Here is a 26,372-nt window from a genome sequence, read left to right on the forward strand (position 1 = left end):
TCTATCCGGCCCCGCTATGTACGGTCTCGATTCCCAGCATGCGCCGGGCTTGGGCAGTCCGGCTCGGTGCCGGGAATGTGACGGGATGGTTCGCTGCGCGTCGCGCCGATCAGCGCTCGGCGAGGACCTCACCCACATACTTCGCAACGGCCGCCACCGAGGCGATTGTTCCCGGGTAGTCCATGCGGGTCGGGCCCACCACGCCAACGCTGCCGAATATCGTTCCCGATGCACCGTACCCTGTGGAGACCACCGAGGTTCCACGGAGGTTCTCGGTTTGCGTCTCCTCGCCGATCTGCACGGTGACGCGGCCCATCCGCTGTGTCGTCGCCAACAACTTGAGCACGACGACCTGCTCCTCGAGCGCTTCGAGCACCGTGTCCATGCCGCCGTTCATCGGAGCAAAATCGGCGGCAGAGCGCGCCAGATTCGACGTTCCGCCGAGCACAAGACGGTCGACGCCGCGTTCGACGAGGGTCTCGACCAGGACGGTCGCGAGCCGGATGACCTCGTCGCGAATATCGCCGGGGGCCTCGTTGGCGAGTTCGGCGACTGCCGCGGACGCCTCCTCGAGACGCTTGCCGTGGAGTGCCGCCGAGAACATGTCACGCAGCCGTGAGATGTCGTCCTCGGAACGGTCGGCACCGAGCGCCACCATCCGCTGCTCGACGCGACCGGTATCGGTGATGACCACCAGCAGCAGACGCGACGGCGACAACGTGACCACCTCGAGGTGGCGGACCGTCGCCGTCGACAACACGGGATATTGGATGACCGCGACCTGCCTGGTCAACTGTGCGAGCAGGCGCACAGACCTCCGCAGCACGTCGTCGAGGTCGACGCCGCGGTCGAGAACGGACAGGATGGCCCGACGTTCCGCCGCCGACAGCGGCTTGACCTCGCTGATCCGGTCGACGAACATCCGGTAGCCCTTGTCGGTGGGAACACGACCCGAGCTGGTGTGCGGCTGCGCGATGTAGCCCTCCGCCTCGAGCACGGCCATGTCGTTTCGGACCGTCGCACTCGACACACCGAGATGGTGTCGTTCGACCAAGGCCTTGGAACCGATGGGTTCCTGCGTGTCCACGTAGTCGGTCACGATGGCACGCAGCACCTCGAACCGCCGATCGTCGGTCGCCGACACGTCCGCCACACCTCCTCGGGGCCTACTGTGCAATAAGCTTCAGGGCAAATGAGCTCTGGGCAATAAACTCAGGGCACATACAGTCTGGTCAATCCAGTTCGCAGACTCCATCCTAAGCGACGGCCGACGACGAACCGGGGCCATCGCGCGGGCGTAAGTCGCCGTGAGCCGGCCCGGACTACTCAGGAGCCGGGACGACTCGAAAGAGAAAGACAGTGAGAGCGTCGGGATGATTTTCAAGGGTGTGCGGGAGGGGAAGCCCTACCCCGACCACGGATTGTCGGTCCGCGGGTGGGCCAAGATTCCTCCTCGCCAGCTCCGACTCGACGAACTCGTCACCGTCACCACAGTGCTGGCTCTCGACAAACTCCTCAGCGAGGACTCCACGTTCTACGGCGACCTGTTCTCCCATGTCGTGCGCTGGCAGGGCGACCTCTATCTCGAGGACGGCCTGCACCGCGCGGTGCGTTCGGCGCTCCGGAACCGGCACATCATCCACGCGCGGCTACTCGACCTCGATGCCTACGACCTCTCACCTGGCGCTCTGCCCCTCGAGGAACAACTCGACGACACCGCCGAGATTCCGACGACGTCGAGCCGTCCGACCCGACCGGTCGAGCCACCTCGAAGCCCCTCCGGCCAGGGCGGCGCGCATCGTCGACCGACCCGCGGCACGGGCTGGTCGACGCCGCCGCGCCGGCCCTGATCCGACGCTCCCCTACCTACCAGCCCTCACACCTCCATCGTCTTCTCGGTCGGCAGGTCGTAGACGGGACACTCCGCGACTCCGATCGTGTCGCGGGTGATCGCCTCCACGGCCGCCTGCGTTGCCTCGGCGTCGTTGACCCAGTTCTTGTAGAAGTCGAACGGGCAGTCGGCAACCCCCTTGTCGCCGTCACCACCGGCGAGCACACCGGTGTAGCCGCGATGGAGAAGTTTGAAGAGGTGATTCTGCGACTGGTCGTATTTGCGGGCATCCCGGATGGTCGACAGTGACAGTTGCGCGAACTGGATGCCGTAGTCCTCCTCGCCGCACTCGCCGAGTGTCCGACCGTCGAATCCGATGATCGAGCTGTGACCGAAGTAGGTGTAGACGCCGTCCCATCCGGTGGCGTTTGCGACCGCGACATAGCAGTTGTTCGCCCACGCCATCGCCTTCGCCATCAGTACCTGCTGATCTTTGGCTGGGTACATGTATCCCTGCGGACGCACGATGAGTTCCGCACCCTTCATCGCGCAATCGCGCCAGATCTCCGGGTAGTTGCCGTCGTCGCAGATGATCAACGAGATCTTCATGCCCTTGGGACCGTCGGTCACATACGTCTGACCACCGGGGTACCAGCCCTCGATGGGCGTCCACGGCAGGATCTTTCGATACTTCTGCACGATCTCACCCTCGTCATTGATCAGGACGAGGGTGTTGTACGGCGGCTTGTTCGGGTGGTCTTCGTGGCGCTCACCGGTGATCGAGAAGACACCCCAGGTCTTCGCGTCACGACACGCCTTGGCGAAGATGTCGGTCTCGTCGCCCGGGATGCTCGCCGCCGTTGCGTACATCTCGTCGTTGTCGTACATGATGCCCATCGTCGAATACTCCGGGAACACAACGAGATCCATGCCCGGGAGGCCGGTCTTCATCCCGACCACCATGTCGGCGATCTTGTGTGCGTTCTCGAGAACCTCGGCCTTCGTGTGTAGGCGCGGCATCTTGTAGTTCACCACCGCGACGCCGACCGTGTCCGGACTCGATGAGATGTCTCCGTGCCGCATTGTTGCCTCCTCCAGCCTCGTGGGCTTCGACTTTTCTCTTCCACTTGGAAGTACTATCACCGCCAGAGTAGGAGGCAGGGCATTACCGTCGGATTGCGTCGATGTTCGAAGATGGTTACCCAGCAACAGTTGTGGGCTGTCTTCGACAGCAACACACTGCACGACGCCCGCACATCTGCTTTCATTCGAAAGTAGGTGTGGATCTACGAGACCGAGCGAAGCGACGAACGACGAAGGGACCAACAGTGTCGGGATACCTGTCGCAGAAGGTCGACGACCTCAACTCCGGCCACCTCACCGCGGGACGCGCGCGATCGTTCCGCATGGGCCGAGCGTCGTCGCCCGAGCAACTCTCGGCGTCGCTGCGAGCCGCGATCATCGGCCAGGATCACGCCATCGACGCCGTCGTCCGTGGATTGACGATCGCCGCCGCGGGAATCCGGGATCCCCACCGGCCCATCGCCTCCCTGCTCTTCGTCGGACCGACGGGAGTCGGGAAGACAGAGCTCGCCCGCAGGCTTGCCGCCGAGATAGCAGGCGATCCGGACCGACTGTGCCGCATCGACATGAATTCGCTTGCCCAGGAGCACTATGCCGCGTCGCTGTCGGGCGCACCGCCCGGATACGCGGGCGCCAAGGAGGGTTTCACGCTCTTCGATCGAGAGCTGGTGGAGGGCAACATCTCCCGACCGGGCATCGTGTTGTTCGACGAGGTCGAGAAGGCGCACACCACCGTGCTGCGCTCGCTACTGCAGATACTCGACAGCGGCACACTGCGATTGACCGCGGGCACGTCGAGCATCAGCTTTCGCAACAGCGTGGTGCTGCTGACGTCCAATCTCGGATCCGCGGAACTCGCAGCGAAGACCCGCACCCAGAATCCCTCGACATTGCGACGTTTCCTGTCCGGCGTCGGCCGGTCTCCCGACACGACGCACTCCGACGGTGAGCTCGTCGATCGAGCCGTCGAGGAGTTCTTCGATCCCGAGCTCTACAACCGATTCGACGAGATCGTCCGGTTCACACCGCTCGACGAAGACAACGCAGGAGCCATCGTCGACCTCGAGCTGCGGCGACTGACCGAGACCCTCGGCGACCGCGGAATCACCTGGGCGGCAGATGATTCCGTGCGCCGCTACCTGCTCGCGCACGGCTTCGACAGGGTGTACGGCGCGCGCAATCTCAAGCGCGTCATCCGACGTGAACTGCACGCGTCGGTCGCGCAGGTCATCGTTCATCACGACGCCGACGGCCCACTCTCGATGAGCAGTACGGTTCGTGGCGGCTCGATTGTCACGTCGCAGCAATGACGATGCAGAGACGACAACGCGGGAATCACGCAACGTGGATACGTTCGAGCACGTCGAGGTCGAGATGACGCGCCGCGGCCACGTAGACGTCCTGATCCGTATGACCGGCGCCGAGCCGCAGGGCACCACGCGAGCCGTCGATCGTCGCACCGCGAGCCGCGGCCTCGAGCGCCGGAACCGCGAGCGAGCCGGCGCGCGTGGCGATTTCGCCGAGCACGTTGATCGCCTCGTAGCAGGACTGACCAATGCTGTTGAGCATCGGTGCGTCGACACCGTGGAATCGGTGGTAGCGGGCACCGAAGTCGAGCGTCGACGTGGTGGCAAGCGAATCGAAATAACCTGCGGCAGAGTACATGTTGGCAGTCGCCGACGCCCCCATGCCGAGTACCTGGTTCTCCTCGAGGATGGGACTGAATCGCAGACTGATCTCGTCGAGGCCGCGACGGGCGAACGCGCGGCCGAACCGGACGGCGTCGTCGCCGATCAGCAGTACGAGCACCGCGTCGGGACCATGCACCTCCAGCCAGTCGAGTGTCTCGGTGAAGTCCGACGTACCCAGCGGCGTGAAGGTCGATCCCAGGTGCGACATGCCCGCACCGGCCAGGTGCGCCTCGGCGCGCGCCGCGATCTGCCTCGGCCACACGTAGTCGTTGCCGACGACGCACCACGTGTGCGCTCCGAATTGGCGGCGCAACCAGTCGAGTGCCGGCAATACCTGTGCGCCCGGCGACTCGCCGGTCATGAACAAACCCGGTGTGCGAAACTCGCCTTCATGCAGTGCCGCATACACGTAGGGCAACTCGCCGCCGACGTACCGGAGGATCTCCTTGCGCACCGCGGAGATGTGCCAGCCGACGACGGCGTCGATCGCACCTGCTCGCCACAGAGTCGCCACCTCCTGCGCGACGACTGCCGGACGTCGGCCCCCATCGACGATCACGAGTTCGATTTCACGGCCCAGAACTCCTCCGCCACAGCTCAATTCGGCGACGGCGAGATCACCGCAGGCCTCACACGACGGCCCGAAGATGCCCGCGGATCCCTGGACGGGAACCACATAGGCGATGCGTATCGGCAACTCGCGATGGGTCATTGGACTCCCCTGACATCCGCGATCGCGGCCTGCATATGAGCGGCAAGACTACACGCGCATCGACGCAGCGGCGCGCGAACGAAGCCGAGCTCCCGCTACTTCTACGCCTGCTCAGCGCGGCGCGCAGCGTCGAATCCGGCATCTCGGAGGCGCTGGCGGCGGCGGGTGTGACGCCCGAGCAGTGGCGCGTCCTCAGCGTCCTCGAGGCGGGTGGGGGCCGCACCATGAGCGATCTCGCGCAGACCGCGGTGGTGCCGGCGGCCACCGCGACGCGCATCGTCGATCAGTTGGTCTCGAACGGCCTTGTCTATCGCCGCGCCGATCCCGCCGATCGACGTCGGGTCGTCGTGCATCTCAGTGCTCGGGGACGTCGCACGGTGGCGCCGATCCTCGACGCCGAGGCAACGCTCGAGCGTGCGGTTGTCGAGGAATTGGGACCTCGCGGGTACCTCGGCGTTGCGACGTCACTCGACCTGATCGCTCACATTCGACCCGACGACCACTCGGGCACCCCTGATGCGGTCGTCGCACCCCCGGGTTCGCTCAACCGTCCATGAGCAGGATGTCGCGAATCACGCCGTCGGCGAGGAGCCTGCCGCGGTCGGTCAGCACGAGTCGCTCTGCGTCGTCGTCGCGCAACAGCCCCGCCGCGCGTGCGCGCTCCGCCGCCACCAACTCGCCCTCGCTGAGGACCTCGGTGGGCAGTCCCTCACGGCAGCGCAGCGCGAGCATGACCTGCTCTTCGTGCCTATCGGTCGCCGTGAGCGTCTCGGAGTCGTCGACGGCAAGACCACCCATCTCCAGGGCCCGCGCATAGCGCGCGGGATGCTTGACGTTCCACCAGCGCACACCGTTGACGTGCGAGTGGGCGCCGGGACCGATTCCCCACCAGTCGTCGCTGCGCCAGTAGCCGAGGTTGTGCCGGCACTCGCCCGCCGGTGTGCGCGACCAGTTGGAGACCTCGTACCAGTCGAACCCGGCGTCGTGCAGTCGTTGATCGAGCAGCACGTAACGGTCGGCGAGCACGTCGTCGTCGGGCGCGGGCAGTTCGCCGCGGCGTATTCGACGTGCGAGCGCTGTGCCGTCCTCCACGATCAGCGCGTACGCCGAGACATGGTCGACAGGGGTGTCGAGGACGGCGTCGACGCTGCGGTGCAGATCGGCGTCCGTCTCGCCGGGCGTGCCGTAGATGAGGTCGAGGTTGAGGTGCTCGAATCCCGCTGCCGACGCCTCGCGCGCGGCTGCGACCGCCCGTCCCGGCGTGTGGGTGCGATCGAGTGTCGCGAGCACGTGCGGAGCGGCCGACTGCATGCCCAGCGAGATCCGGGTGAATCCCGCCTCGAGCAGACCGTCGAAGAACGCAGGCGACGTCGACTCCGGGTTGGACTCCGTCGTGATCTCGGCGTCGGCGGCGAGATCGAAGCGTCCGCGCACCGCGTCGAGCAGTCGCCGCAGGCCGTCGGCTCCGAGAAGCGACGGCGTCCCGCCGCCGACGAAGATCGTCGAGACGGGGCGTCGCGGACTCAGCAGAGCTGCCGCCGTGTCGAGTTCGCGGCCCACCGCCGCGAGCCACGACTCGGGCGACGACGACGAGCCGAGCTCCCCCGCCGTGTAGGTGTTGAAATCGCAATACCCGCAGCGCGTGGCACAGAACGGCACATGCAGGTACAGGCCGAACCCGGTATCTGGATCGACCCGAGAACACGCATCGACGATCGGTTCGGTCACGCGAGCGGGCACATCGCCCCGCAGCTCGACAATCGTCTCGACATCCACCCGTCCATGATGCGCGTCTCCTCACGTCGACTTCTGTGCGGGGCAGGCCGTCGGCCGACTTTGCCTCAGCATGACGCAAAATAAGTGCAAGTAGACGACGGGTGCCCTCCCGTGGCACTATGGATGGCGTGAATTTCCCCGGGGTGTGGCTCGCAGCACGACGCCACGTCGATTTCAAGCGCGTCTGTAGCGCTAGCTGTCGTCCTTAGACGACGACCGGCCCCGAGAGTTCCCCGCACGCTGCGGGAATGCCGGCAGATCCCGGTGGAACACCGACGGTGTCGCCCGACGGAACACCACCGTTGCGCCCACACGGAACCGCCCAGTCACAGCCCAGACCGCGCGAAAGCCGGTGCCCGTGCGCCCGGCATCAGGAGACTTCATGACGTCCACGACAGACATCACGCCCGACAGCGGTGCAGGCTCGAACGAGCAGCCCGGTGACGGCGCGTCGGGTCAGAACGGCGACCGCCGCACGACCCGCGAACGTCCTGCCCGCACCCCCCGTGCGCAGAACGGCGACCGCCCCGCTCGCAAGCCCCGCCCGACCAAGCGTCGCGCGGAGGGCCAGTGGAAGCTCGGGTATCGCGAGCCGCTGAACCCCAACGAGCAGGTCAAGAAGGACGACAACCCGCTCAACGTGCGTGCCCGCATCGAGAACATCTACTCCAAGCAGGGCTTCGACTCGATCGACAAACAGGATCTGCGCGGCCGGATGCGCTGGTGGGGCCTCTACACGCAGCGCGCGCAGGGCTACGACGGCACCTGGACCGGCGACGAGAACATCGACATCCTCGAAGACAGCCACTTCATGATGCGCATCCGGTGCGACGCCGGAGCGCTCAACGTCGAACAGCTCCGCACGCTGGGCCAGATCTCCACCGAGTTCGCCCGCGACACCGCCGATCTGTCCGACCGTGAGAACGTCCAGTACCACTGGATTCGCATCGAGGACGTCCCGACGATCTGGGAGCGCATCGAGGGCGTCGGCCTCAAGACCACCGAGGCGTGCGGCGACTGCCCGCGCATCATCCTCGGCTCCCCGCTGGCGGGCGAGGCCATCGACGAGGTCCTCGACCCGACCCCCGCGATCGACGAGATCGTGCGCCGCTACATCGGCGATCCGCAGTATTCCAACCTGCCCCGCAAGTTCAAGACGGCCATCTCGGGTCTGCAGGACGTCAGCCACGAGACCAACGACATCGCCTTCATCGGTGTCGAGCATCCCGAGCACGGCCCCGGCCTCGACCTCTGGGTCGGCGGCGGACTGTCGACGAACCCGATGCTCGCTCAGCGCGTCGGTGCGTGGATTCCACTCGACGAGGTCCCCGACGTCTGGGAAGGCGTCGTGTCGATCTTCCGCGATTACGGCTACCGCCGTCTGCGCGCCAAGGCCAGGCTGAAGTTCCTCATCAAGGACTGGGGCATCGAGAAGTTCCGCCAGGTGCTCGAGGACGAGTACCTGCACCGCAAGCTGATCGACGGCCCCGCCCCCACCCCGCTCACGCAGCCGCGTGACCACGTCGGCGTGCAGAAGCTCAAGAACGGCCTCAACGCAGTCGGGTTCGCCGCCATCGCGGGGCGCGTGACCGGCACCAAGCTCACCGCCGTCGCCGACGCCGCCGAGCGCGTCGGCTCCGACCGCATACGGTTCACGCCGTACCAGAAGCTCGTCGTGCTCGACGTCGCCGACGACAAGGTCGAGGAGCTCATCGCCGATCTGGCCAAGCTGGGCCTCGTCGCCCGTGCGTCGAACTGGCGTCGAAACCTGATGGCGTGCAGTGGAATCGAGTTCTGCAAGCTCTCGTTCACCGAGACGCGCAAGCGCTCGCAGGTCCTCGTGCCCGAACTCGAGGAACGCCTGGCAGACATCAACTCCGAGCTCGATGTCCCCATCACCGTGAACATCAACGGCTGCCCCAACTCGTGCGCGCGTTCACAGATCGCCGACATCGGGTTCAAGGGCCAGCTCGTCGAGGACGCCGACGGCGGACAGACCGAGGGCTTCCAGGTACACCTGGGCGGCAGCCTCGGTCAGGATGCGGGCTTCGGCCGAAAACTGCGCCAGCACAAGGTGACATCAACCGAGCTGGGCGACTACATCGAACGCGTGGTCCGCAACTTCGTCGACCAACGCGAAGAAGGAGAGCGGTTCGCACAGTGGGCAGTGCGGGCCGACGAGGAGGCATTGCGATGACGGCGAGCACCCAGAGCAGGACCGGACGGCGGTTCAGCGAGGACGAGTTGCGTGAGATCGCTGCGCGGGGCGCAGCCGAACTCGGCGACAGCGCGACTCCCGAGGAGTTGCTGCGCTGGACGGCAGAGACGTTCGGCGACAACTTCGTCGTCGCGTCGAACATGCAGGATGCCGCGCTGGTCGATCTCGCCGTCAAGCACGTCGACCGCGCCCTGCTCGACGGCGACCCGGTGAAGGTGCTGTTCCTCGACACCGGCTACCACTTCGCCGAGACCATCGGCACGCGCGACGCCGTCGAGCAGGTCTACGGCGTCGACATGATCAACCTGACACCACAGCACAGCGTCGCCGAACAGGATGAACTGCTGGGCCGCAACCTTTTCGCCCGCAATCCCGGCGAGTGCTGCAGGCTGCGCAAGGTGGTTCCGCTGAAGGCAGGCCTGGGCAACTACGACGCGTGGGTCACGGGCATCCGACGCGTCGAGGCTCCGACACGCGCCAACGCGCCGCTCATCTCGTTCGACGAGGGATTCGGTCTCGTCAAGATCAACCCGATCGCCGCGTGGTCGGACGAGCAGATGCAGGACTACATCGACGCCAACGGCGTCCTCGTCAATCCCCTTGTCGACGAGGGCTATCCGTCGATCGGCTGCGCTCCGTGCACCGCGAAACCCGAACCCGGATCCGATCCGCGCAGCGGCCGCTGGGCCGGTCGCGCCAAGACAGAATGTGGGCTCCACGCATGACCATCACCGAACCCTCAGCGAGCGTAGGACGTGCTGTGACCGAACCGGACGATTTCACCACTCTCGACGCACTCGAGTCCGAGGCCATCCACATCTTCCGCGAGGTGGCAGGCGAGTTCGAGCGCCCGGTGATCCTGTTCTCCGGCGGCAAGGACTCGACGGTGCTGCTGCATGTGGCACTCAAGGCCTTCTGGCCTGCGCCGCTTCCATTTTCGCTGCTCCACGTCGACACCGGCCACAACCTCCCCGAGGTTCTCGAGTTCCGCGACCAGGTCGTCGAACGGCACAATCTGCGACTGCACGTCGCCAAGGTCGAGGACTACCTCGCCGACGGCAGGCTCACCGAGCGCCCCGACGGCGTGCGTAACCCGCTGCAGACCATTCCCCTGCTCGACGCCATCACCGAGAACCGATTCGACGCGGTGTTCGGCGGAGGCCGACGCGACGAGGAGCGTTCGCGCGCCAAGGAGCGGATCTTCTCCCTGCGCAACGCATTCGGCCAGTGGGACCCCAAGCGTCAGCGCCCCGAACTGTGGAACCTCTACAACGGTCGCCACGCTCCGGGTGAGCACGTGCGCGTCTTCCCGCTCTCCAACTGGACCGAGCTCGACGTGTGGCGCTACATCACGCGTGAGCAGGTCCTGCTCCCACCGATCTACTACGCACACGAGCGCGAAGTCTTCAACCGTGACGGCATGTGGATGACATCTGGCTCCTGGGGCGGTCCGCGCGAAGGCGAAGAGGTGCAACGACTCTCGGTGCGTTACCGCACCGTCGGCGACGGCTCGACGACCGGCGCGGTGCTCTCGGATGCCGCAACCAACGACGCGGTCCTCGCAGAGGTCGCCGCCTCCCGACTGACCGAACGCGGCGCAACCCGTGGCGACGATCGCGTCTCCGAAGCCGCCATGGAAGACCGCAAGCGCGAAGGATATTTCTGATGGCATCGACCACCCAGCACGTCCCCGACCTGCTCCGCATCGCGACCGCGGGCAGCGTCGACGACGGCAAGTCCACGCTCGTCGGCCGACTCCTCTACGACACCAAATCGGTGCTGGCAGACCAGATCGACGCCGTGACCAAGGCATCGGTCGACCGCGGTCTCGAAGGACCCGACCTCTCGCTGCTCGTCGACGGTCTGCGAGCAGAGCGCGAGCAGGGCATCACCATCGACGTCGCGTATCGCTACTTCGCCACGCCCGCACGGTCTTTCGTGTTGGCCGACACCCCGGGCCACGTCCAGTACACCCGCAACACGGTGTCCGGCGCGTCCACAGCCCAGCTGGTCATGCTGCTCGTCGACGCCCGCAACGGGGTCGTCTCCCAGACCCGCCGCCACGCCGCCGTCATGGCGTTGCTCGGTGTGCCGCAGCTGGTGTTGGCGGTCAACAAGATCGACCTCGTCGACGACGCCGCGTCGGTGTTCGCCGAGATCTCCGCCGAGTTCGGTGAGCTGACCCGCACGCTCGGCTGGTCGCCCGAGCAGGTGACCTCGATTCCCGTGTCGGCACTGCACGGCGACAATGTAGCCATCCGTTCGGAGAACACGCCGTTCTACGACGGCCCCACGCTGATCGAGCATCTCGAGACCGTGCCGAACGCCGTCGAACGCCACGACGAGGTCGGACTCCGCTTCCCGGTGCAGTACGTCATCCGACCGCGCACCCCCGAGTACCCCGACTACCGCGGATACGCCGGACAGATCGCTGCCGGGCGTGTGTCCGTCGGCGACGAGGTCACCGTTCTGCCGTCCGGCGTGCGCACCACCGTCACCCAGATCGACACCGCCGACGGCCAATTGGCGACGGCACACACCGGCCGCAGCGTCACCCTGCTGCTCGCAGACGACGTCGACATCTCGCGCGGCGACCTCATCGCCGCCGTTGCCGACGCGCCGGAGCCGATCGCCCAGTTCACCGCGACGGTGTGCTGGCTGGCCGAGAAGCCACTGCGTCCCGGCGCACGGCTGCTCCTCAAGCACGGCACCAAGACCACGCAGGCCATTGTCGGTGGGCTCGACGCCCTGTTCGACGAGCAGAACCTCACACTCGTCGACGCCCCGGACACCGTGGAGCTCAACCAGATCGGCCGTATAACGGTGCAGACCGCGGAGCCGATCCCCGCGGACGACTACCAGGTGAGTCGCGAGTCGGGCAGCTTCCTGCTGATCGATCCGCAGGGCGGCAACACCCTCGCGGCAGGCCTGGTGGGCGACGCGCTGTCGACGCTGCACCTCAAAGAGTTGGTGTGACACCGACACTGCTCCTCGTCGCGCACGGTAGCCGCGATCCGCGTTTCGGCGACACCGCACGACGCGTGCGGTCAGTCGTGGCACGCAGACTACCGTGCGTTGACGTCCGGCTCGGCTTCCTCGATCTCGATACCCCTTCTGTCGCAGCACAACTCGCGGCACTGCGGGGCGAGTGCGTCGTCGTGCCGCTCCTTCTCGCGCCCGGCTACCACAGCGAAGTCGACCTGCCTGCCCTGGTGGCCGAGCACCGTCGAGCGAGTGTGACGACCACACAGGTCGTCGGATCGTACCGACTGACCGACGCACTCGCGGATCGACTCGACGAGGCGGGCGCACAACCCGGCGACGGCATCGTCGTGACGGCGGTCGGTTCGACGAATCCCACTGCCGCGCATGTGGTTCGACGTCGCGCCATCGAGTTGTCGACGCGCCTGCACCGTCCGGTCGACGTAGTGTTCGCGACGAAGCTGGGCACCGAGGACATCATGCTGCGCAACGCGATTCGACGACTCCGCACCGCCGGAGCGGAACGCATCGCGCTGAGTCCGTACTTCTTGTCGGCGGGACTGCTCACCGAACGCGTGGAGACCGCGCTCGATCGGCTGGTCTCCGACGCCGTCGTCGCAGGTCCGATCGGAACACATCCGGTGCTTGTCGACGCGGTCGTCGACAGCTATCGCCGCGCATGCGCCGACGCGGCGGTCGACATGGACTCTGCCGCAAGCTGAGTCGCCGACCGCCGCGTCCTCACACTCTTACACCTCGCTGAGTGCAGGCACTTTCGTCGCACGGGCGTAGATGGTCTCGCCCTGCTGCAGGTGCAGCGCGTTGGCGTCGCCGCGGGTGATCTGCGCCTGGAACTCGTCGCCGGTCGCAGCGGCGACCAGCTCCACCCGGGTCTCGAATCCGAGGTTCACCACGCGCTGGACCGTCGCCTTGATGACGCCGGTGTCGAGTGAGGCATCGGCCGCGGGAAGCGCGAGTTCAGGGTTCCGCCCGATACGAATGTCGTGCGGGCGCACCAATTCTCCGTTGAGTCGCACGGTAGAGCCGAGGAACGACGCAACGAACGGGTTGATCGGGCGGTCATAGAGATCATCGGGTGCGCCGATCTGCTCGATCTTGCCCTTGTTGAGCACCGCGATCCTGTCGCTCACGTCGAGCGCCTCCTGCTGGTCGTGCGTGACGAGGACCGTCGTCACCTGCATGTCCTCATGCAAGCGGCGCAACCACTTTCGCAGATCCTCGCGCACCTTGGCGTCGAGCGCGCCGAACGGCTCGTCGAGCAGCAGCACCTTGGGGTCGACGGCCAGCGCACGCGCGAGCGCCATGCGCTGACGCTGTCCGCCGGACAACTGCGCGGGAAAACGCTTCTGGAAGACCGTGAGTCCGACGATGTCGAGCAGTTCGTCGACCTTGGCGTCGATGTCCTTCTTGGCACGCTTACGGATCTTGAGTCCGAACGCGATGTTGTCGCGCACCGTCAGGTGCTTGAACGCCGCGTAGTGCTGGAACACGAAGCCGATGTCGCGCTTCTGCGGCGACGCACCGGAGACGTCGTCACCGTTGATGACGATGGTCCCCGAATCGAGGTCGTCGAGACCTGCGATCGCGCGCAGGAGCGTCGACTTACCGCTGCCGGACGGACCCAGCAGTGAGGTGAGAGAACCGGCCGGGATCTCGATCGAGACATCGTCGAGTGCGGCGAAATCGCCGTATCGCTTATTGGCACCAACCACCGAGATGGACATGTCAGACTCTTTCTTTCTCGTGAAGCACCTGTTGCGAATCGATGGACTCGGGAGCATACGGCGGGGTCAGGTGGATGTCGTCGGGTTCGACCTCGTCGTCGCCGGTGGTCGTACTCGCCTCCGCGTAGCGGTTCCGTGCGCGTCGATCGACGAACGACATCGCGACCAGCACGAGCACCGCGACCAGCATCAGGAGTGTCGCGGCGGCGTAGGCGCCGTACTCGTTGTAGTCGTCGGTGTAGCGGGAGTGCACGAGCAGCGTCAGCGTCTGCGAGATGCCGGGGTAGTTCGACGACACCATCGTCACGGCGCCGTACTCGCCGAGCGAGCGTGCGACCGTCAACACGATGCCGTAGGTCAGTCCCCAGCGGATCGCGGGAAGCGTGATCCGCCAGAAGGTCTGCCACCCACTCGCGCCCAAGGTCGCGGCCGCCTGTTCCTGTTCGGTACCGATCTCGCGGAGGACCGGCTCCACCTCACGCGCAACGAACGGCAGTGTGACGAACAGCGTCGCCAGAACAAGGCCGGGGAAGCCGAAGATGACGCGGAAGCCCAAGCTCTCGACACCGCCGAACCACCCCCCATATCCCCACAGCAGGATCAGCGCGACACCGGCGACCACGGGTGACACCGCGAACGGGAGGTCGACGACGGCCTGCAGAACGCCCTTGCCGGGGAATCGTCCTCGGGCGAGCGCCAACGCGATGATGATGCCGAAGATGACGTTCAACGGCACGACGATCACCACGATGAGCAGGCTCAGCTGCAACGCCGAGATCGCGGCCGGCGTGGTGATCCATTCCCAGAACTGGCCGAGGCCGTGTTCGAAGGACCGCCAGAAGATCAGCGCCACGGGAACGATCAGGAGAACGAACAGGTACACGAGCGCGATGGTGCGGAGCCCGTAGCGGGTCGTCGCCGATAGTTTCATCGGTCCAGTTCCTCACGCTTGGTCTGGCGCCGACCGACGATACGCAGCACCAGAAGTGCGACGAAGGCGATCAGCAGGAGTACGACCGAGATGGCTGCGGCGTTGACCGGCTCGTCGATCTCGATCTGCTGCTGGATGTACTGCGAGGCGACCTGGGTGTCGCCGGGGATGTTTCCGCCGATGAGGACGACAGAACCGAACTCACCGATCGCACGGGTGAATGCGAGGCCTGCACCCGTGAGGATCGCGGGAAGCAGCGAGGGCAGCACGATCTTGCGGAAGATGGTGCCGTTCCGTGCCCCGAGAACCGCCGCGGCCTCTTCGACGTCGGTGTCGAGTTCGATCAACACCGGCTGCACCTGGCGGACGACGAACGGCAACGTGACGAACGTCAGCGCGATGATCAACGCGGGCTTCGTCGCCGCGAGATGGATGTCGATAGGACTGTTCGGCCCGTACAGCGAGAGCAGCACGAGGCTGGCGACGATGGTCGGCAGTGCGAACGGTAGATCGATGATCGCGTTGACAAAGCCCTTGCCGCGGAAGTCATCTCGCACCAGAACCCAGGCGATGATGGTGCCGAACACGACGTTGATGAGGGCGGCAACGATCGAGACGAGGACGGTGATCCAGATCGCGTCGATCGCGTTCTCCGCAGTGACCGCATCCCAGAAGCCGCTCCAGCCGTCGTCGAAGGACTGAACGGTGATCGCGGCCAGTGGCAGCAGGACGATGATGCTCAGCCAGAGCCACGCCGTACCGATTGCCGCGGGACTCACACCCGCGAAGGTCCGTGATCGACCGAGAAATCCCTTCGGCGGCTGCGAATTCGACGACGCTGCGTTCTGCACCGACGCGTTGTCGGGAGCGCTCGCGACCTCTCCCGCGGCGGTCATTGCTTGCCGCCTTCGTTGTAGATCTTGGTGATCGAGCCCTTGGTACCGAAGAGTGCGTTGTCCACGGCTTTCCACCCCTTCAGGTCTTTGCCCTTGTTCTTGGCCGCGGTGCCTTTACCCAGGGTCTTACCGAGTTCGTCGATTGTCCATAGTTTCGTGATGTCGCCGGGAAAAAGGGATTTCGTCTCGGCGATCACCGAGGGCACGACTGGACGGAACCCCTGCTTGGCCCAGATCTGTTGTGCCTCATCGGTGAACAAGAAGTCAACGAAAGCCTTGGCCGCCGGCAGGTCCTTCGACGTGTTGACCACGGCGACAGGATTTTCGATCTTGAACGTCTGTGGCGGAATCAGGTACTCGACCTGTGAACTCTCCACCGCTCCGGCGTTCTTGCGCTGCAGCATGATCGCTTCGTTCTCGTAGCTGATCAGCACGTCGCCCTGACCCTGCTGGAACGTGGTGGTCGCCTCACGTCCCGACTTCGGGCGCACCTTGACGTGGTCGCGCACGAGGTCGCCGACGTAGTCGAGTCCGGCCTGCGGATTCTTGCCGCCCTCGCTCTTCGCCGCGTACGGCGCGAGCAGGTTCCATTTCGCCGAGCCGGAACTGCCCGGGTCGGGGGTGATCACCTGAACACCCGGCTTGAGCAGGTCGTCCCAGTCGTGGATGTTCTTGGGATTGCCCTTGCGAACCACGAGTGCGACGACCGAGCCGAACGGGATGCTGTTGTGCGGTTCAGCCTTCTTCCAGTCCTCGTCGACGAGTCCCGCCTTGACCAGGCGCGTCACGTCGGGTTCGACGGAGAAGTTGACGACGTCCGCCGGCACGTGGCGAGCAACCTTGCGCGACTGGTCACCCGATGCCCCGTACGACGCCGAGAAGCCGATGTCCTTGCCCTCGGGAGTTCCGCGGAAGGCTGGGATGATCTTGTCGAATCCAGGCTTCGGAGTCGCGTAGGCGACGAGATCGAGGTGACGGCTTCCGCTGGAGATGTCGACACCGTCAGGCGTGTCCGTCGAGCCGCCACCACATCCGGCGACCAGTGCAACAGTTAGCGTTAGTAAGCACGCCACAACTGGTAGGCGCCATCTGCGGGCCAGACTTGGACTCACGGATCCTCCACGATGATTCCCGGCTTCGCGGGACGTCGCGGCCGGAGCAGGATCACGCTAGCAACGCCGAGCGCCTCCCCCAAGACGAGATCCGACGCCTCGCAGTCGGTCCGGGCCGATCAGCGAGTCAGGAGCCAGGCGAGCACGACGAGAACGATGAGCGCCAGCAGCGCCCAGGTCACCCGTGACTTCATCATTGCGGTCACAGCCCCTTTCCGTCGTCGTCGGCGAACCGTCGACGATCGAACACGTTCATCACCGCTTCGACCAGCACATTCAGGATGAGTGCGATGCCGATTGCGACTGGGACCACCACTGCGAGAGTGACCAGGAGCTGCGGGACGAACGACAATCCGGTGAGCCACTCCTCCACCGAATCCCACCACGCGAGGAAGCTGTCCATGCCTGTCTCCTCGCGTCTGCCCGGCCTCCGCCGAGTTTGGATCAGTGTGATTCGAATTCCGCGCTCGAGGCTTCACCATCGCATCGCGAAACCAGCTCGAGTCGAGAGCCGCGTTCACGCGGCCACTCGATCGTATCGAAATGCGCCGGACCGGCTCGCTCCCCCTCTGCCCGAGTGGGTCAGCTCGCGGCCGCCGCGCCTGCGTCACCAGACGCAGGCGCGGTCTCCAGGCGCAAGCTCCGGTGCGTCACCTTCCGATACACGATCTCCACGACGAAGCTCGCAATCAGTACGACGATGAGGGTGATCCACGTACTCGCGGGTCCGGTGTGGATCGCGTATCCGAGCAGGAGGCAGAACAACGCGAGATTGAGGCTGACCGCCGCGATCAACAGCCATGCCTTTGCGCCCGTCTGGTGCCGGACCCGCATGTGACCGACGCTGACTGCCCCGTACACGATCAAGAAGGCGAGACTCGCCATCTGCCCGACCGACGACAGCGGAAAGAAGACGACGAATGCGCAGGTGAGCGCACCAGCCATCAGCAGTCCCCACGTACCGCTCCGCCACACCCCACGCGCGAAGTCGGCAGGCATCTCACCGGACTTGGCGACGGTGAAGGCAAGGTTGGCGTCTCCGAACAACGTGGCGTTGACGCCGGACGCGGTGGCGAGCAGCGCTGCGGCACCGATCACGATGAACCCGACCTGTCCGAGCACCGCGCGCCCGGCGTCGGAAAGCACATGGCCCTGGTTCGCCTCGATCTCGGGGAGCGTCATCACCATGACGATCAGCGAGCTGATCACGACATAGATGACGATCACAATGAACAGCGCCTGATACATGGCGCGCGGGAGCTCTTTGGCGGGGTTCTTCATGTCGCCTGCGGAATTCGTCACGACGCCGAATCCCTCGTAGGTGACATAGAGCAGACCGGCAGCGAAGAAGATGCCGATCACACCTTCTCCACCGCTCTGCTCGAAGTTCGACCCGTCTGCCTTGAACGACGCCGCGACCACAAATGCGACGAGGATGGCCACCTCGATCGCCACGACGAACATCTCAGATCTGCCAACGAGTTTTGACCCGATTGCGTTCACACCGATCAACACGATGACCAGCCCGACGCCGATGGCCTTGCCCGACCAGTCCGGCGTATCGAAGGGCAATAGGTGCCGTGCATAGCCCGCGAACCCGGAGGCGTACAGGGCCATCGCGATGATCCAGCCGAGGAACTGAAAGATGTTGAGCCCGCCCGCGATGACACCATCGCCGAAACAGCGGATCAGGAATTGCGCCGCGCCGCCGCGACTCGGAAACCGAGCGCCCAGTTTGGCATACGAGTACACGCTGAACAGTGAGACCAGACCACCGACGAGGAACGCCACCGGAATCCACACGCCCGCTGTGGTCGCGGCGAGTCCGACGAGTGTGTAGAGACCGGCACCCATCATCCCGCCAACGCCGATGGCCGTCGCCGACGCGACCGTGATGGACGCCTTCTGCGAGGAGTCGTTCTGTGACGAACCCTTTTGGGAGGAATCCTTGTGGGTCATCGACGTAGGTCCCGCCGCCGATCAGCAGTGACGCGGTCAACACTGCGAGTCATGCGATGCAGTATTGCACAGCTTATTCTCACTGGCAGGGCCTTGCGGGAACGGTTGCGTTAGTGCGGGTTTGAGTCCAATCTCCACGACTCGTATGCGCGCGGATCCTCGATCGGCTCGATATGAATGCTCACCCGCAGATGATCGAGAGCCGCGTGCAGTTCGTCTTCGACGCGCTCGGATACGTCGTGGGCACGGTCGACGCTCCACACCCCCGGCACCAGCATGTGCATCTGGACGTACCGCTCGTGTCCCGATTCGCGTGTGCGCACATCGTGAAATGCCACCTCGTCGGTACGGAACCGGTCGAGCACGTCGTTGACCGTCGTGAGGTCGACGGCGGGCAGCGCGGCGTCGAGAAGCCCGTCACCCGAGCGCCAGATGAGTCGCGCACCGACGACGATGATGTTCACCGCGACGAGGATGGCAACGATGGCGTCGAGCGGCAGCCAGCCGGTGACAGCAACAAGGAACACACCAACAATGACGCCGACGGTGGTCCAGACATCGGTGAGTAGATGCTTGCCGTCGGCTTCGAGCGTCATCGAGCGGTAGCGTCTACCCGCCCGGAGCAGGATCACCGCCACGGCACCGTTCAGCACGGTTGCGGCGACGGAGATGGCGAGTCCGAGTCCCACCGCCTCCAGTTCGGCGGGATGCAGTAGCCGATCCACCGCAGCCACGATGATCGCGATGGCCGCCACGACGATCAGGATGCCTTCGAACACCGCGGAGAAGTACTCGGCCTTCGCGTGCCCGAAATTATGTTCTGCGTCAGCAGGTTTCGCGACCACACGCAGTGCAAAGAACGCGGCAATCGCGGCAGCGAGATTGACCACCGATTCGAGTGCGTCGGAGAGCAGACCAACCGACCCGCTGACGCGCCAGGCGATCAGCTTCATCACGATCACGACCAAAGCCGTGACAATACTCAGGAGCGCGTACCGCGTCAGATCGGGACGCGAAGTTGCGGATGCATTCGCCACTGACCAATTGCACCACAGGACGGGCGACTCGCGCCGCCATTGAACCGGGCAGCGACGTCAGATATCTGCAGCAACCATCCCGTCGAGGGCGCCGTAGTACGCCGACGTCAGCAGACGCATCGTCTGGTCCAGAGACAGGCCGCTGGCCAAGAGATCGAGTACCTCGCGTGGATCGAACATCTGGTTGTAGAGAAACAACGCGTGATCGAAGTGGGAGTCGTCGATTCCCTTGCTGCGCAATACCGCCCGAATCGGACGCTCCCAGGCGTCACGTACCGTCTGGATCGTCGGGTCGCCCTCGCGAAGTCGGGTGAGGAAGCCCACCGGCCGACGCAACCGGACCATTGCGGGACCGTTGATCACAAGAAGCCGACCGAGTTGAGCGACGACGTCCTCGAACAGCGCCGTGCCGGTTTTCGTCGAATCCTGGCTGTAGTCACGCAGTTCGACGATCACACCCTGCAGATACTCACGGACGAGCGTCTCCAACGAGGGAAAGTAGCGGTAGACCGTCGCGGTGCCGACCCCGGCGCGCTCCGCGATCACCGGAATGCTGACGTTCTCATAGTCGTCGCGCAGCACTTCGCCCGTTGCGACAAGAATCCTCTTACGATTCCGTACGGCGTCTTTGCGCGTCGGCATGGGAGCAGCGGTCGCCATCGCGATACACCTCCCGCCGCATCAACACCCGTCGAACCCCAACCTACCCCAGCTCACGCACCGATCCTCCGGGTCAGATCAGTCGGCGCCGCCGCCCGGGGCAAGCGCCGTCACAGCCCGCGCCGCGCCAACAACGGCTCGATATAGGGCTTGCGTCCGATCAATTCCTCGTGCGCGACAAGCGGGTCGACGCTGTCTCCCCGAGACAGCGTCGACTGTGCGAATCGTCGGCCGTTCTCGCGCTGCAGGCCACCCTCGGACAGGAACCACTGCTCGGTGTCGGCGTCGAGGACCTCCGACCAGATGTACGAGTAGTAGCCGGCCGAGTAGCCGCCGCCGAAGATGTGGTTGAAGTAGGTGCTCCGGTAGCGCGGCGGGATCAAGTCGGTCCCGATGCCCGCCGCACGAAGCGCCTGCGCCTCGAAGCCTGCGACGTCGGTGATCGCCTCGGCCTGCGCGGTGTCGAGTTGGTGCCACGCGAGGTCGAGGACTGATGCCGCCAGGTATTCGATTGTGCCGTGGGCAGATTCGGTTCCCGCCGACTCGCGTGCCGCCGTGGCGAGCTCCGCGGGAATGGGTTCGCCGGTCTCATGGTGGCGCGCGTAGTTGGCCAGGACAGACGGGTGCAGCGCCCACATCTCGTTGACCTGCGACGGGAATTCGACGAAGTCGCGCGGTACCGACGTACCCGACTGCGACGGATAGTCGACGGCCGAGAGCAACCCGTGCAGGGCATGACCGAACTCATGGAACAGGGTGGTGAGCTGATCGACGGTCAGCAGGCACTTCTCACCGTCATCGGGCTTCGTCAGGTTCAATACGTTGACCACGACGGGCTGTGTCTGCAGCATCGTCGACTGGTCGACAATGCTGTTCATCCATGCCCCACCGCGTTTGGACGGGCGTGCGAAGTAGTCGCCGAGGAACAGGCCAATGCTGCGCCCGCTCTCGTCGAGTACGTCCCACACGCGAACGTCGGGGTGGTAGGCGGGCAGTTCAGGACGCTCGACGAAGCGCAGCCCGTAGAGCACGTTGGCCGCGTAGAACACCCCGCGGGTCAGGACCGTCTCGAGTTCGCAGTAGTCGGCGAAATCATCAAGCGGGACATCGGATTTCGACCGCGCCGCACGCGCGAGCCAGTACGTGTAGTCCGCGGCACCGATCTCGGCGTCGCCCGCGAGGACCCGCAAGTCGTCGAGTTCGCGCTCCCCCGCTCGCATCGCCGACTCGCTGAGTTCCCGCAATAGGTCGTCGACGGCCTCGGCCGACGGTGCGGTCTGTTCCGCGATCACGTAGTCGGCGTGATCGCTGTATCCGAGCAACTCCGCACGCCTGGCGCGCAGCCGCACGATCTCCAACACCAATTCGGTTGTGTCGTTGTCGTTTCCGCGAGCGCAGCGGTTGATCGATGCCTCGAAGACGCGGCGTCGAACAGCGCTGTCGGTCAGTTCGGTGAGGACGCTCTGGCTCGTCGGCAGTTCGAGGGCGATCAGATATCCACTGTCGTGTCCCGCTTCGGTGGCGGCACGACGCGCGGCGGCGATCTCACCGGCCGACATACCGTCGAGCGCGGATGCGTCGTCGACGAACACGGCCGAATCGTTGGAGTCGTCGAGGATCTTCTGCGAGAACGTCGTGGTGAGCAGGGCCAGTCGCGACGAGATCTCGCGCATCTCCTGTTGTTGATCGGGCGACAGACCCGCACCGGCGCGCACCGCGCCGCGATAGTGCTTGTCGAGTAGCCGACGCCGCGGCTCATCGAGGTCGAGGTCATCGGCGTCGCCGTGGACCTTCGAAATGCGCTCGAAGAGAACGGGGTTCATCGCGATGGTGTTCTGGTGATCGGTCAGCAGCGTCGACAGCTCGCGGCTGATCTCGTTGCGTTTCGGGTTGGTATCCGGACCGACAAGGTTGAAGAAGATGCCGGCCGCGCGAGCGAGATCGCGTCCGGAGAACTCGACCGCTTCGACGGTGTTGCCGAACGTCGGCGGCTCCGCGTTGTTCGCGATCTCGTCGATCTCCGCCAACTGCGATGCCATCGCGTCGGTGAACGCGGGCAGGAAGTCGTCGTCGGAAATCGAGGCGAAGTCGGGCAGGCCGTGCGGTAGATCGCTCTGTGCGAGAACGGGATTCACGTTGTCTGTACCCATGACCTCACTTGCCCTTCGGTTTGTCGCCCATCGAGTCGGTGGAGAGTGCGGCGACGAACGCCTCCTGCGGGACGTCGACCCGACCGATGGTCTTCATCCGCTTCTTGCCCTCCTTCTGCTTTTCGAGCAGCTTGCGCTTTCGGCTGATATCGCCGCCATAGCACTTGGCGAGCACGTCCTTGCGGATCGCCCGGATGTTCTCGCGCGCAATGATTTTCGATCCGATGGCCGCCTGCACGGGCACCTCGAACTGCTGCCGCGGAATGAGTTCCTTGAGCTTGGTGGCCATCTTGTTGCCGTAGCCGAACGCGGCGTCGCGGTGCACGATCGCGCTGAAGGCGTCGACCGCCTCGCCCTGGAGGAGGATGTCGACTTTCACGAGGTCGGCTTCCTGCTCGCCCGCCTCCTCGTAATCGAGGCTGGCGTAGCCGCGGGTGCGCGACTTCAAGGAGTCGAAGAAGTCGAAGATGATCTCGGCCATCGGCATGGTGTAGCGCATCTCGACGCGTGTCTCCGACAGGTAGTCCATGCCGCCGAGCTCACCGCGCCGTGACTGACACAGCTCCATGATCGCACCGATGAATTCGCTCGGCGCGATGATCGTCGTCTTGACGATCGGCTCGTAGATGTAGCGTGCCTTGCCCTCCGGCCAGTCGGACGGGTTGGTGACGATCGACTCGGAGCCGTCTTCCATGACCACCCGGTAGACGACGTTGGGTGCGGTGGAGATCAGGTTCAGGTCGAACTCGCGCTCGAGCCGCTCACGGGTGATCTCCATGTGCAGCAGTCCGAGGAAGCCGCAGCGGAAACCGAAGCCAAGCGCGACAGACGTCTCCGGCTCGTAGGTGAGCGCGGCGTCGTTGAGTTGCAGTTTGTCGAGAGCGTCGCGCAGCACCGGATAGTCGGAGCCGTCGAGCGGGTAGAGGCCGGAGTAGACCATCGGGCGCGGTTCGCGATAGCCGGTCAGCGGCTCGGTGGCGCCGTGGCGCGCGGTCGTGACGGTGTCGCCGACCTTCGACTGCCGCACGTCTTTCACGCCGGTGATGAGGTAGCCGACCTCGCCGACGCCGAGCCCCTTTGTCGGCTTTGGTTCCGGCGAGACGATGCCGACCTCGAGCAGCTCGTGCGTCGCCCCGGTCGACATCATGGCGATCTTCTCGCGCGGGACGATCTTGCCGTCCACCACGCGGACGTAGGTGACCACGCCGCGGTAGGTGTCGTAGACGGAGTCGAAGATCATGGCGCGCGCAGGAGCATCGGGGTCGCCCTGCGGCGCGGGCACGAGCTTGATCACCTCGTCGAGCAGTTCCGTGACGCCCGCACCGGTCTTGCCCGACACACGCAGCACGTCGTCGGGCTCGCAGCCGATGATGTGCGCGATCTCCTCGGCATAGCGGTCGGGGTCGGCGGCAGGGAGGTCGATCTTGTTGAGCACCGGGATGATGGTCAGGTCCTTGTCCATCGCCAGGTACAGGTTTGCCAGGGTCTGCGCTTCGATGCCCTGCGCGGCGTCGACGAGTAGAACGGCACCCTCACACGCTTCGAGCGCACGAGACACCTCGTAGGTGAAGTCGACGTGGCCCGGAGTGTCGATGAGGTGCAGCACGTAGTCGGTCTGCGGGCCGTCGGGACCGTCGGACTTCCAGGGCAGGCGCACGTTCTGCGCCTTGATCGTGATGCCACGCTCGCGCTCGATGTCCATGCGGTCGAGGTACTGGGCGCGCATGTCCCGCTCGGCGACCACGCCCGTGAGCTGCAGCATCCGGTCGGCCAGCGTCGATTTGCCGTGGTCGATGTGCGCGATGATGCAGAAGTTCCGGATCCGGCTGGGATCGGTGAACGTGGTGTCGGCGAAGGTGGGAATCGAACTGCTCCTACAGGTGCGCACCAGTACTCGAGTGCGATGCGGGTGTGGGTCGTCGTATCCAGTTTCTCACGGCGGGCCGTCGGCGGGTCGGGGCCGGGTTGCGAGAGAAGTGTCGGAGCGAGCCAGTCCACTCGATCCGGTCAGCTCGCGCTGGTCGGATTCGGTCACATACCCGCTGCGGCGCCCCGAGCGCGGTGCGAATCCCTGCGTGCGCGCACGGCGAGATGAGCCGTCGCAACGACGATCGATGCGACGAGCAGCACAAGCGCGCCGAACGAGAGCAGAAGCCAGAAGTCAGCCCAGTTCGCGACGCCGACGAACACCAGCACGGCCATCGCGGGCACGACGAGCCATGAGACCCATACGCGCAGCGCGACCGCGGCGATCAGTGGAGGTGACGCCAGCAGCACCCCCATCTCGATCAGCCTGCGCGGACCGAGCGCAGCGAAGATCGAGTCCTCACATGTGGCGCCGGCGTGCGCACCGGCGACCGACAGTTCGCCGCTCTTGCCGCAACTCACCGTCACCTCGCCCACCGGCATGAACCCGCACGCCACCGCGTAGCCAACTGCCGCCACTGCCATCGCAAGCCACGCCACTCGTATGGCTCTCATGCCTGCAACTTATAACGTGGACGCCGTGAGTCCCGAGACCTTCACCGGCGACGGCGTCGTCGCAGACATCTACCGTCCGGACGGCCGACCTCGCGCGGTCCTCGTGTTGGCGCACGGCGCGGGAGGCAACCGGCAGACCGCGATCATGCGGGCCTACGGCGTCGAGTTCAGCGCCCGCGGGCTGTTCGTCGCCTGCATCGATCTGCCGTACCGGCAGCGCAGGCCCAAGGGCCCGCCCAGCCCGTCGGGTGCGGCAGGCGATCGGGACGGAATCCGTGAGGCGGCCGCGCTGTTCGCATCCGAATCCGGCGGTCCACTCGTCCTCGGTGGCCACTCCTACGGCGGCAGGCAGGCGTCGATGGTCGTCGCGGAGGATGGTGCCGCCACAGACGCGGCAGGGCTGCTGCTGTCGTCGTATCCGTTGCATCCGCCCGGCAAACCCGAACGCGCGCGTAGCGAGCACCTGGGCGAGATCACGATTCCGACGGTGATCGTGCACGGGGCGTCGGACCCCTTCGCGACGACGGAGGAGATCACCGACGCCATTGCGCTCATCCCCGCGCCGACCCGGCTCGTCGAGATCGAGAAAACCGGGCACGACCTCAAACCCGACAAGAAGCCGACTGCTCAGCTCGCGGCCGACGCCGTCGACGACCTGATCCTGAACGGACCGACGCGATGACCGCTCGCACGCGGGTGCGCCCCACCCATGAGGCGGCCCGCGAGATCGTCTACTCCCCCGACCTCGACGGCGCAGCCGATCCCGGCGAGATCGTCTGGACCTGGGTGCGTTACGAGGACGATCCGAGCAAGGGCAAGGACCGTCCGGTGCTGGTCGTCGGACGGGACAGCGGCGAAGAGCACACGCATCTCCTCGGCCTCATGCTCTCGAGCCAGGACTACCACCGCGACGACCCGAACTGGATGGAACTCGGGACCGGCGTCTGGGACGACGAACACCGCGAGAGCTACATCCGCCTCGATCGCGTGCTGTACGTCCTCGAACACGGAATTCGACGCGAGGGCGCGATCCTCGACGAGGAGCGTTTCGACGCCGTCGCCGACCGACTACGCCGCGACTACGGCTGGCGGTAGATCGCTCGCGGTA

Annotated in this window: 25 protein-coding genes; 10 read left to right on the plus strand and 15 right to left on the minus strand. The window is 65.4% G+C overall.

All coding sequences use genetic code 11. From position 1 onward, the window contains the following. Window positions 1-109: 109 nt before the first annotated feature. Complete coding sequence (gene hrcA / locus ABW18_RS07475; protein WP_049698605.1) at window positions 110-1,144, minus strand: heat-inducible transcriptional repressor HrcA; 1,035 nt, start codon at window positions 1,142-1,144, stop codon at window positions 110-112. Between the two features lie 229 nt (window positions 1,145-1,373). Here hrcA and ABW18_RS07480 point away from each other — a divergent pair, with 229 nt between their 5' ends. Next, window positions 1,374-1,850, plus strand: a complete 477-nt coding sequence (locus ABW18_RS07480) for a type II toxin-antitoxin system VapB family antitoxin (protein WP_049698340.1) — start codon at window positions 1,374-1,376, stop codon at window positions 1,848-1,850. A 26-nt stretch (window positions 1,851-1,876) separates the two neighbouring features. Here the strand turns inward: ABW18_RS07480 and ABW18_RS07485 are convergent, their stop codons facing one another. Next, a complete protein-coding gene (locus tag ABW18_RS07485; protein ID WP_049698341.1) occupies window positions 1,877-2,914 on the minus strand; it encodes an aliphatic amidase in 1,038 nt (345 codons plus the stop codon). Between the two features lie 245 nt (window positions 2,915-3,159). Between ABW18_RS07485 and ABW18_RS07490 the strand changes: the two genes are divergently transcribed. Then, window positions 3,160-4,224, plus strand: a complete 1,065-nt coding sequence (locus ABW18_RS07490; protein ID WP_049698342.1) for an AAA family ATPase — start codon at window positions 3,160-3,162, stop codon at window positions 4,222-4,224. Window positions 4,225-4,249: 25 nt separating this feature from the next. Here the strand turns inward: ABW18_RS07490 and ABW18_RS07495 are convergent, their stop codons facing one another. After that, window positions 4,250-5,317 (minus strand): substrate-binding domain-containing protein, encoded by a 1,068-nt coding sequence (locus ABW18_RS07495; RefSeq protein WP_049698343.1) that lies wholly within the window; start codon window positions 5,315-5,317, stop codon window positions 4,250-4,252. Window positions 5,318-5,352: 35 nt separating this feature from the next. On the opposite strand from ABW18_RS07495, the gene ABW18_RS07500 reads away from it, so the two are divergent. Beyond that, complete coding sequence (locus ABW18_RS07500; protein ID WP_049698344.1) at window positions 5,353-5,874, plus strand: MarR family winged helix-turn-helix transcriptional regulator; 522 nt, start codon at window positions 5,353-5,355, stop codon at window positions 5,872-5,874. Here ABW18_RS07500 and hemW read toward each other — a convergent pair. After that, window positions 5,861-7,069 carry a radical SAM family heme chaperone HemW gene (gene hemW / locus ABW18_RS07505; protein WP_049698606.1) on the minus strand — a complete coding sequence of 403 codons (1,209 nt, stop codon included), beginning with the start codon at window positions 7,067-7,069 and terminating at the stop codon, window positions 5,861-5,863. The genes ABW18_RS07500 and hemW overlap by 14 nt on opposite strands. A 406-nt stretch (window positions 7,070-7,475) precedes the next feature. On the opposite strand from hemW, the gene ABW18_RS07510 reads away from it, so the two are divergent. The 5 genes from ABW18_RS07510 to ABW18_RS07530 are packed head-to-tail and all read left to right on the plus strand — an operon-like array spanning window position 7,476 to window position 13,015. Next, window positions 7,476-9,290, plus strand: coding sequence for a nitrite/sulfite reductase (locus ABW18_RS07510; RefSeq protein WP_049698345.1), 1,815 nt, complete (start codon window positions 7,476-7,478; stop codon window positions 9,288-9,290). After that, the gene (locus tag ABW18_RS07515; RefSeq protein ID WP_049698346.1) at window positions 9,287-10,036 is read left to right on the plus strand and encodes a phosphoadenylyl-sulfate reductase; all 750 of its coding nucleotides are present in this window, start codon (window positions 9,287-9,289) and stop codon (window positions 10,034-10,036) included. Before ABW18_RS07510 ends, ABW18_RS07515 begins: the two co-directional genes overlap by 4 nt. Next, window positions 10,033-10,977, plus strand: a complete 945-nt coding sequence (gene cysD, locus ABW18_RS07520; protein WP_049698347.1) for a sulfate adenylyltransferase subunit CysD — start codon at window positions 10,033-10,035, stop codon at window positions 10,975-10,977. The genes ABW18_RS07515 and cysD overlap by 4 nt, the downstream gene beginning before the upstream one ends. Beyond that, window positions 10,977-12,287, plus strand: a complete 1,311-nt coding sequence (locus ABW18_RS07525; RefSeq protein ID WP_049698348.1) for a sulfate adenylyltransferase subunit 1 — start codon at window positions 10,977-10,979, stop codon at window positions 12,285-12,287. The genes cysD and ABW18_RS07525 overlap by 1 nt, the downstream gene beginning before the upstream one ends. Further along, complete coding sequence (locus ABW18_RS07530; protein WP_049698349.1) at window positions 12,284-13,015, plus strand: sirohydrochlorin chelatase; 732 nt, start codon at window positions 12,284-12,286, stop codon at window positions 13,013-13,015. The genes ABW18_RS07525 and ABW18_RS07530 overlap by 4 nt, the downstream gene beginning before the upstream one ends. A 27-nt stretch (window positions 13,016-13,042) precedes the next feature. Here the strand turns inward: ABW18_RS07530 and ABW18_RS07535 are convergent, their stop codons facing one another. From ABW18_RS07535 to ABW18_RS07585, 11 genes are all read right to left on the minus strand, one after another. Next, entirely contained in the window at window positions 13,043-14,038 is a 996-nt protein-coding gene (locus tag ABW18_RS07535; RefSeq protein ID WP_005205094.1) for a sulfate/molybdate ABC transporter ATP-binding protein, read from the minus strand. Between the two features lies 1 nt (window position 14,039). Continuing rightward, window positions 14,040-14,969 (minus strand): sulfate ABC transporter permease subunit CysW, encoded by a 930-nt coding sequence (gene cysW, locus ABW18_RS07540; protein ID WP_049698350.1) that lies wholly within the window; start codon window positions 14,967-14,969, stop codon window positions 14,040-14,042. Beyond that, window positions 14,966-15,865 carry a sulfate ABC transporter permease subunit CysT gene (gene cysT, locus ABW18_RS07545; RefSeq protein WP_083444332.1) on the minus strand — a complete coding sequence of 300 codons (900 nt, stop codon included), beginning with the start codon at window positions 15,863-15,865 and terminating at the stop codon, window positions 14,966-14,968. The genes cysW and cysT overlap by 4 nt, the downstream gene beginning before the upstream one ends. After that, entirely contained in the window at window positions 15,862-16,938 is a 1,077-nt protein-coding gene (locus ABW18_RS07550; protein ID WP_200903239.1) for a sulfate ABC transporter substrate-binding protein, read from the minus strand. Before ABW18_RS07550 ends, cysT begins: the two co-directional genes overlap by 4 nt. A 241-nt stretch (window positions 16,939-17,179) precedes the next feature. Beyond that, window positions 17,180-17,380, minus strand: a complete 201-nt coding sequence (locus ABW18_RS07555) for a hypothetical protein (protein ID WP_049698351.1) — start codon at window positions 17,378-17,380, stop codon at window positions 17,180-17,182. Between the two features lie 179 nt (window positions 17,381-17,559). After that, entirely contained in the window at window positions 17,560-18,936 is a 1,377-nt protein-coding gene (locus tag ABW18_RS07560) for an APC family permease (protein ID WP_049698352.1), read from the minus strand. Window positions 18,937-19,046: 110 nt separating this feature from the next. Then, window positions 19,047-19,973, minus strand: a complete 927-nt coding sequence (locus tag ABW18_RS07565) for a cation diffusion facilitator family transporter (protein ID WP_049698353.1) — start codon at window positions 19,971-19,973, stop codon at window positions 19,047-19,049. Window positions 19,974-20,030: 57 nt separating this feature from the next. Next, complete coding sequence (locus ABW18_RS07570) at window positions 20,031-20,633, minus strand: TetR/AcrR family transcriptional regulator (RefSeq protein ID WP_049698354.1); 603 nt, start codon at window positions 20,631-20,633, stop codon at window positions 20,031-20,033. A 110-nt stretch (window positions 20,634-20,743) separates the two neighbouring features. After that, window positions 20,744-22,783 (minus strand): M3 family metallopeptidase, encoded by a 2,040-nt coding sequence (locus ABW18_RS07575; RefSeq protein WP_049698355.1) that lies wholly within the window; start codon window positions 22,781-22,783, stop codon window positions 20,744-20,746. Between the two features lie 4 nt (window positions 22,784-22,787). Continuing rightward, a complete protein-coding gene (gene lepA / locus ABW18_RS07580) occupies window positions 22,788-24,671 on the minus strand; it encodes a translation elongation factor 4 (RefSeq protein WP_049698356.1) in 1,884 nt (627 codons plus the stop codon). A gap of 143 nt (window positions 24,672-24,814) precedes the next feature. Further along, a complete protein-coding gene (locus ABW18_RS07585) occupies window positions 24,815-25,264 on the minus strand; it encodes a hypothetical protein (RefSeq protein ID WP_152930031.1) in 450 nt (149 codons plus the stop codon). Here ABW18_RS07585 and ABW18_RS07590 point away from each other — a divergent pair. Continuing rightward, window positions 25,263-25,946: an alpha/beta hydrolase family protein gene (locus ABW18_RS07590; RefSeq protein WP_049698358.1), complete on the plus strand. Its 684-nt coding sequence runs from the start codon at window positions 25,263-25,265 to the stop codon at window positions 25,944-25,946. The genes ABW18_RS07585 and ABW18_RS07590 overlap by 2 nt on opposite strands. Next, window positions 25,943-26,359, plus strand: coding sequence for a type II toxin-antitoxin system PemK/MazF family toxin (locus ABW18_RS07595; RefSeq protein WP_049698359.1), 417 nt, complete (start codon window positions 25,943-25,945; stop codon window positions 26,357-26,359). The genes ABW18_RS07590 and ABW18_RS07595 overlap by 4 nt, the downstream gene beginning before the upstream one ends. Window positions 26,360-26,372: the final 13 nt, after the last annotated feature.

Source organism: Gordonia jacobaea, from assembly GCF_001186365.1.
Classification (GTDB): Bacteria; Actinomycetota; Actinomycetes; order Mycobacteriales; family Mycobacteriaceae; genus Gordonia; species Gordonia jacobaea.

Coding starts and splice junctions, on each gene's coding strand:
- ABW18_RS07595 (WP_049698359.1), top strand. CDS start 25,943: ATGACCGCTCGCACGCGGGTGCGCCCCACCCATGAGGCGGCCCGCGAG.
- ABW18_RS07515 (WP_049698346.1), top strand. CDS start 9,287: ATGACGGCGAGCACCCAGAGCAGGACCGGACGGCGGTTCAGCGAGGAC.
- ABW18_RS07570 (WP_049698354.1), bottom strand. CDS start 20,633: ATGGCGACCGCTGCTCCCATGCCGACGCGCAAAGACGCCGTACGGAAT.
- ABW18_RS07525 (WP_049698348.1), top strand. CDS start 10,977: ATGGCATCGACCACCCAGCACGTCCCCGACCTGCTCCGCATCGCGACC.
- ABW18_RS07480 (WP_049698340.1), top strand. CDS start 1,374: ATGATTTTCAAGGGTGTGCGGGAGGGGAAGCCCTACCCCGACCACGGA.
- ABW18_RS07575 (WP_049698355.1), bottom strand. CDS start 22,783: ATGGGTACAGACAACGTGAATCCCGTTCTCGCACAGAGCGATCTACCG.
- ABW18_RS07585 (WP_152930031.1), bottom strand. CDS start 25,264: ATGAGAGCCATACGAGTGGCGTGGCTTGCGATGGCAGTGGCGGCAGTT.
- ABW18_RS07500 (WP_049698344.1), top strand. CDS start 5,353: ATGAGCGGCAAGACTACACGCGCATCGACGCAGCGGCGCGCGAACGAA.
- cysT (WP_083444332.1), bottom strand. CDS start 15,865: ATGACCGCCGCGGGAGAGGTCGCGAGCGCTCCCGACAACGCGTCGGTG.
- cysD (WP_049698347.1), top strand. CDS start 10,033: ATGACCATCACCGAACCCTCAGCGAGCGTAGGACGTGCTGTGACCGAA.
- ABW18_RS07510 (WP_049698345.1), top strand. CDS start 7,476: ATGACGTCCACGACAGACATCACGCCCGACAGCGGTGCAGGCTCGAAC.
- ABW18_RS07485 (WP_049698341.1), bottom strand. CDS start 2,914: ATGCGGCACGGAGACATCTCATCGAGTCCGGACACGGTCGGCGTCGCG.
- ABW18_RS07495 (WP_049698343.1), bottom strand. CDS start 5,317: ATGACCCATCGCGAGTTGCCGATACGCATCGCCTATGTGGTTCCCGTC.
- ABW18_RS07535 (WP_005205094.1), bottom strand. CDS start 14,038: ATGTCCATCTCGGTGGTTGGTGCCAATAAGCGATACGGCGATTTCGCC.
- ABW18_RS07555 (WP_049698351.1), bottom strand. CDS start 17,380: ATGGACAGCTTCCTCGCGTGGTGGGATTCGGTGGAGGAGTGGCTCACC.
- cysW (WP_049698350.1), bottom strand. CDS start 14,969: ATGAAACTATCGGCGACGACCCGCTACGGGCTCCGCACCATCGCGCTC.
- ABW18_RS07560 (WP_049698352.1), bottom strand. CDS start 18,936: ATGACCCACAAGGATTCCTCCCAAAAGGGTTCGTCACAGAACGACTCC.
- ABW18_RS07590 (WP_049698358.1), top strand. CDS start 25,263: ATGCCTGCAACTTATAACGTGGACGCCGTGAGTCCCGAGACCTTCACC.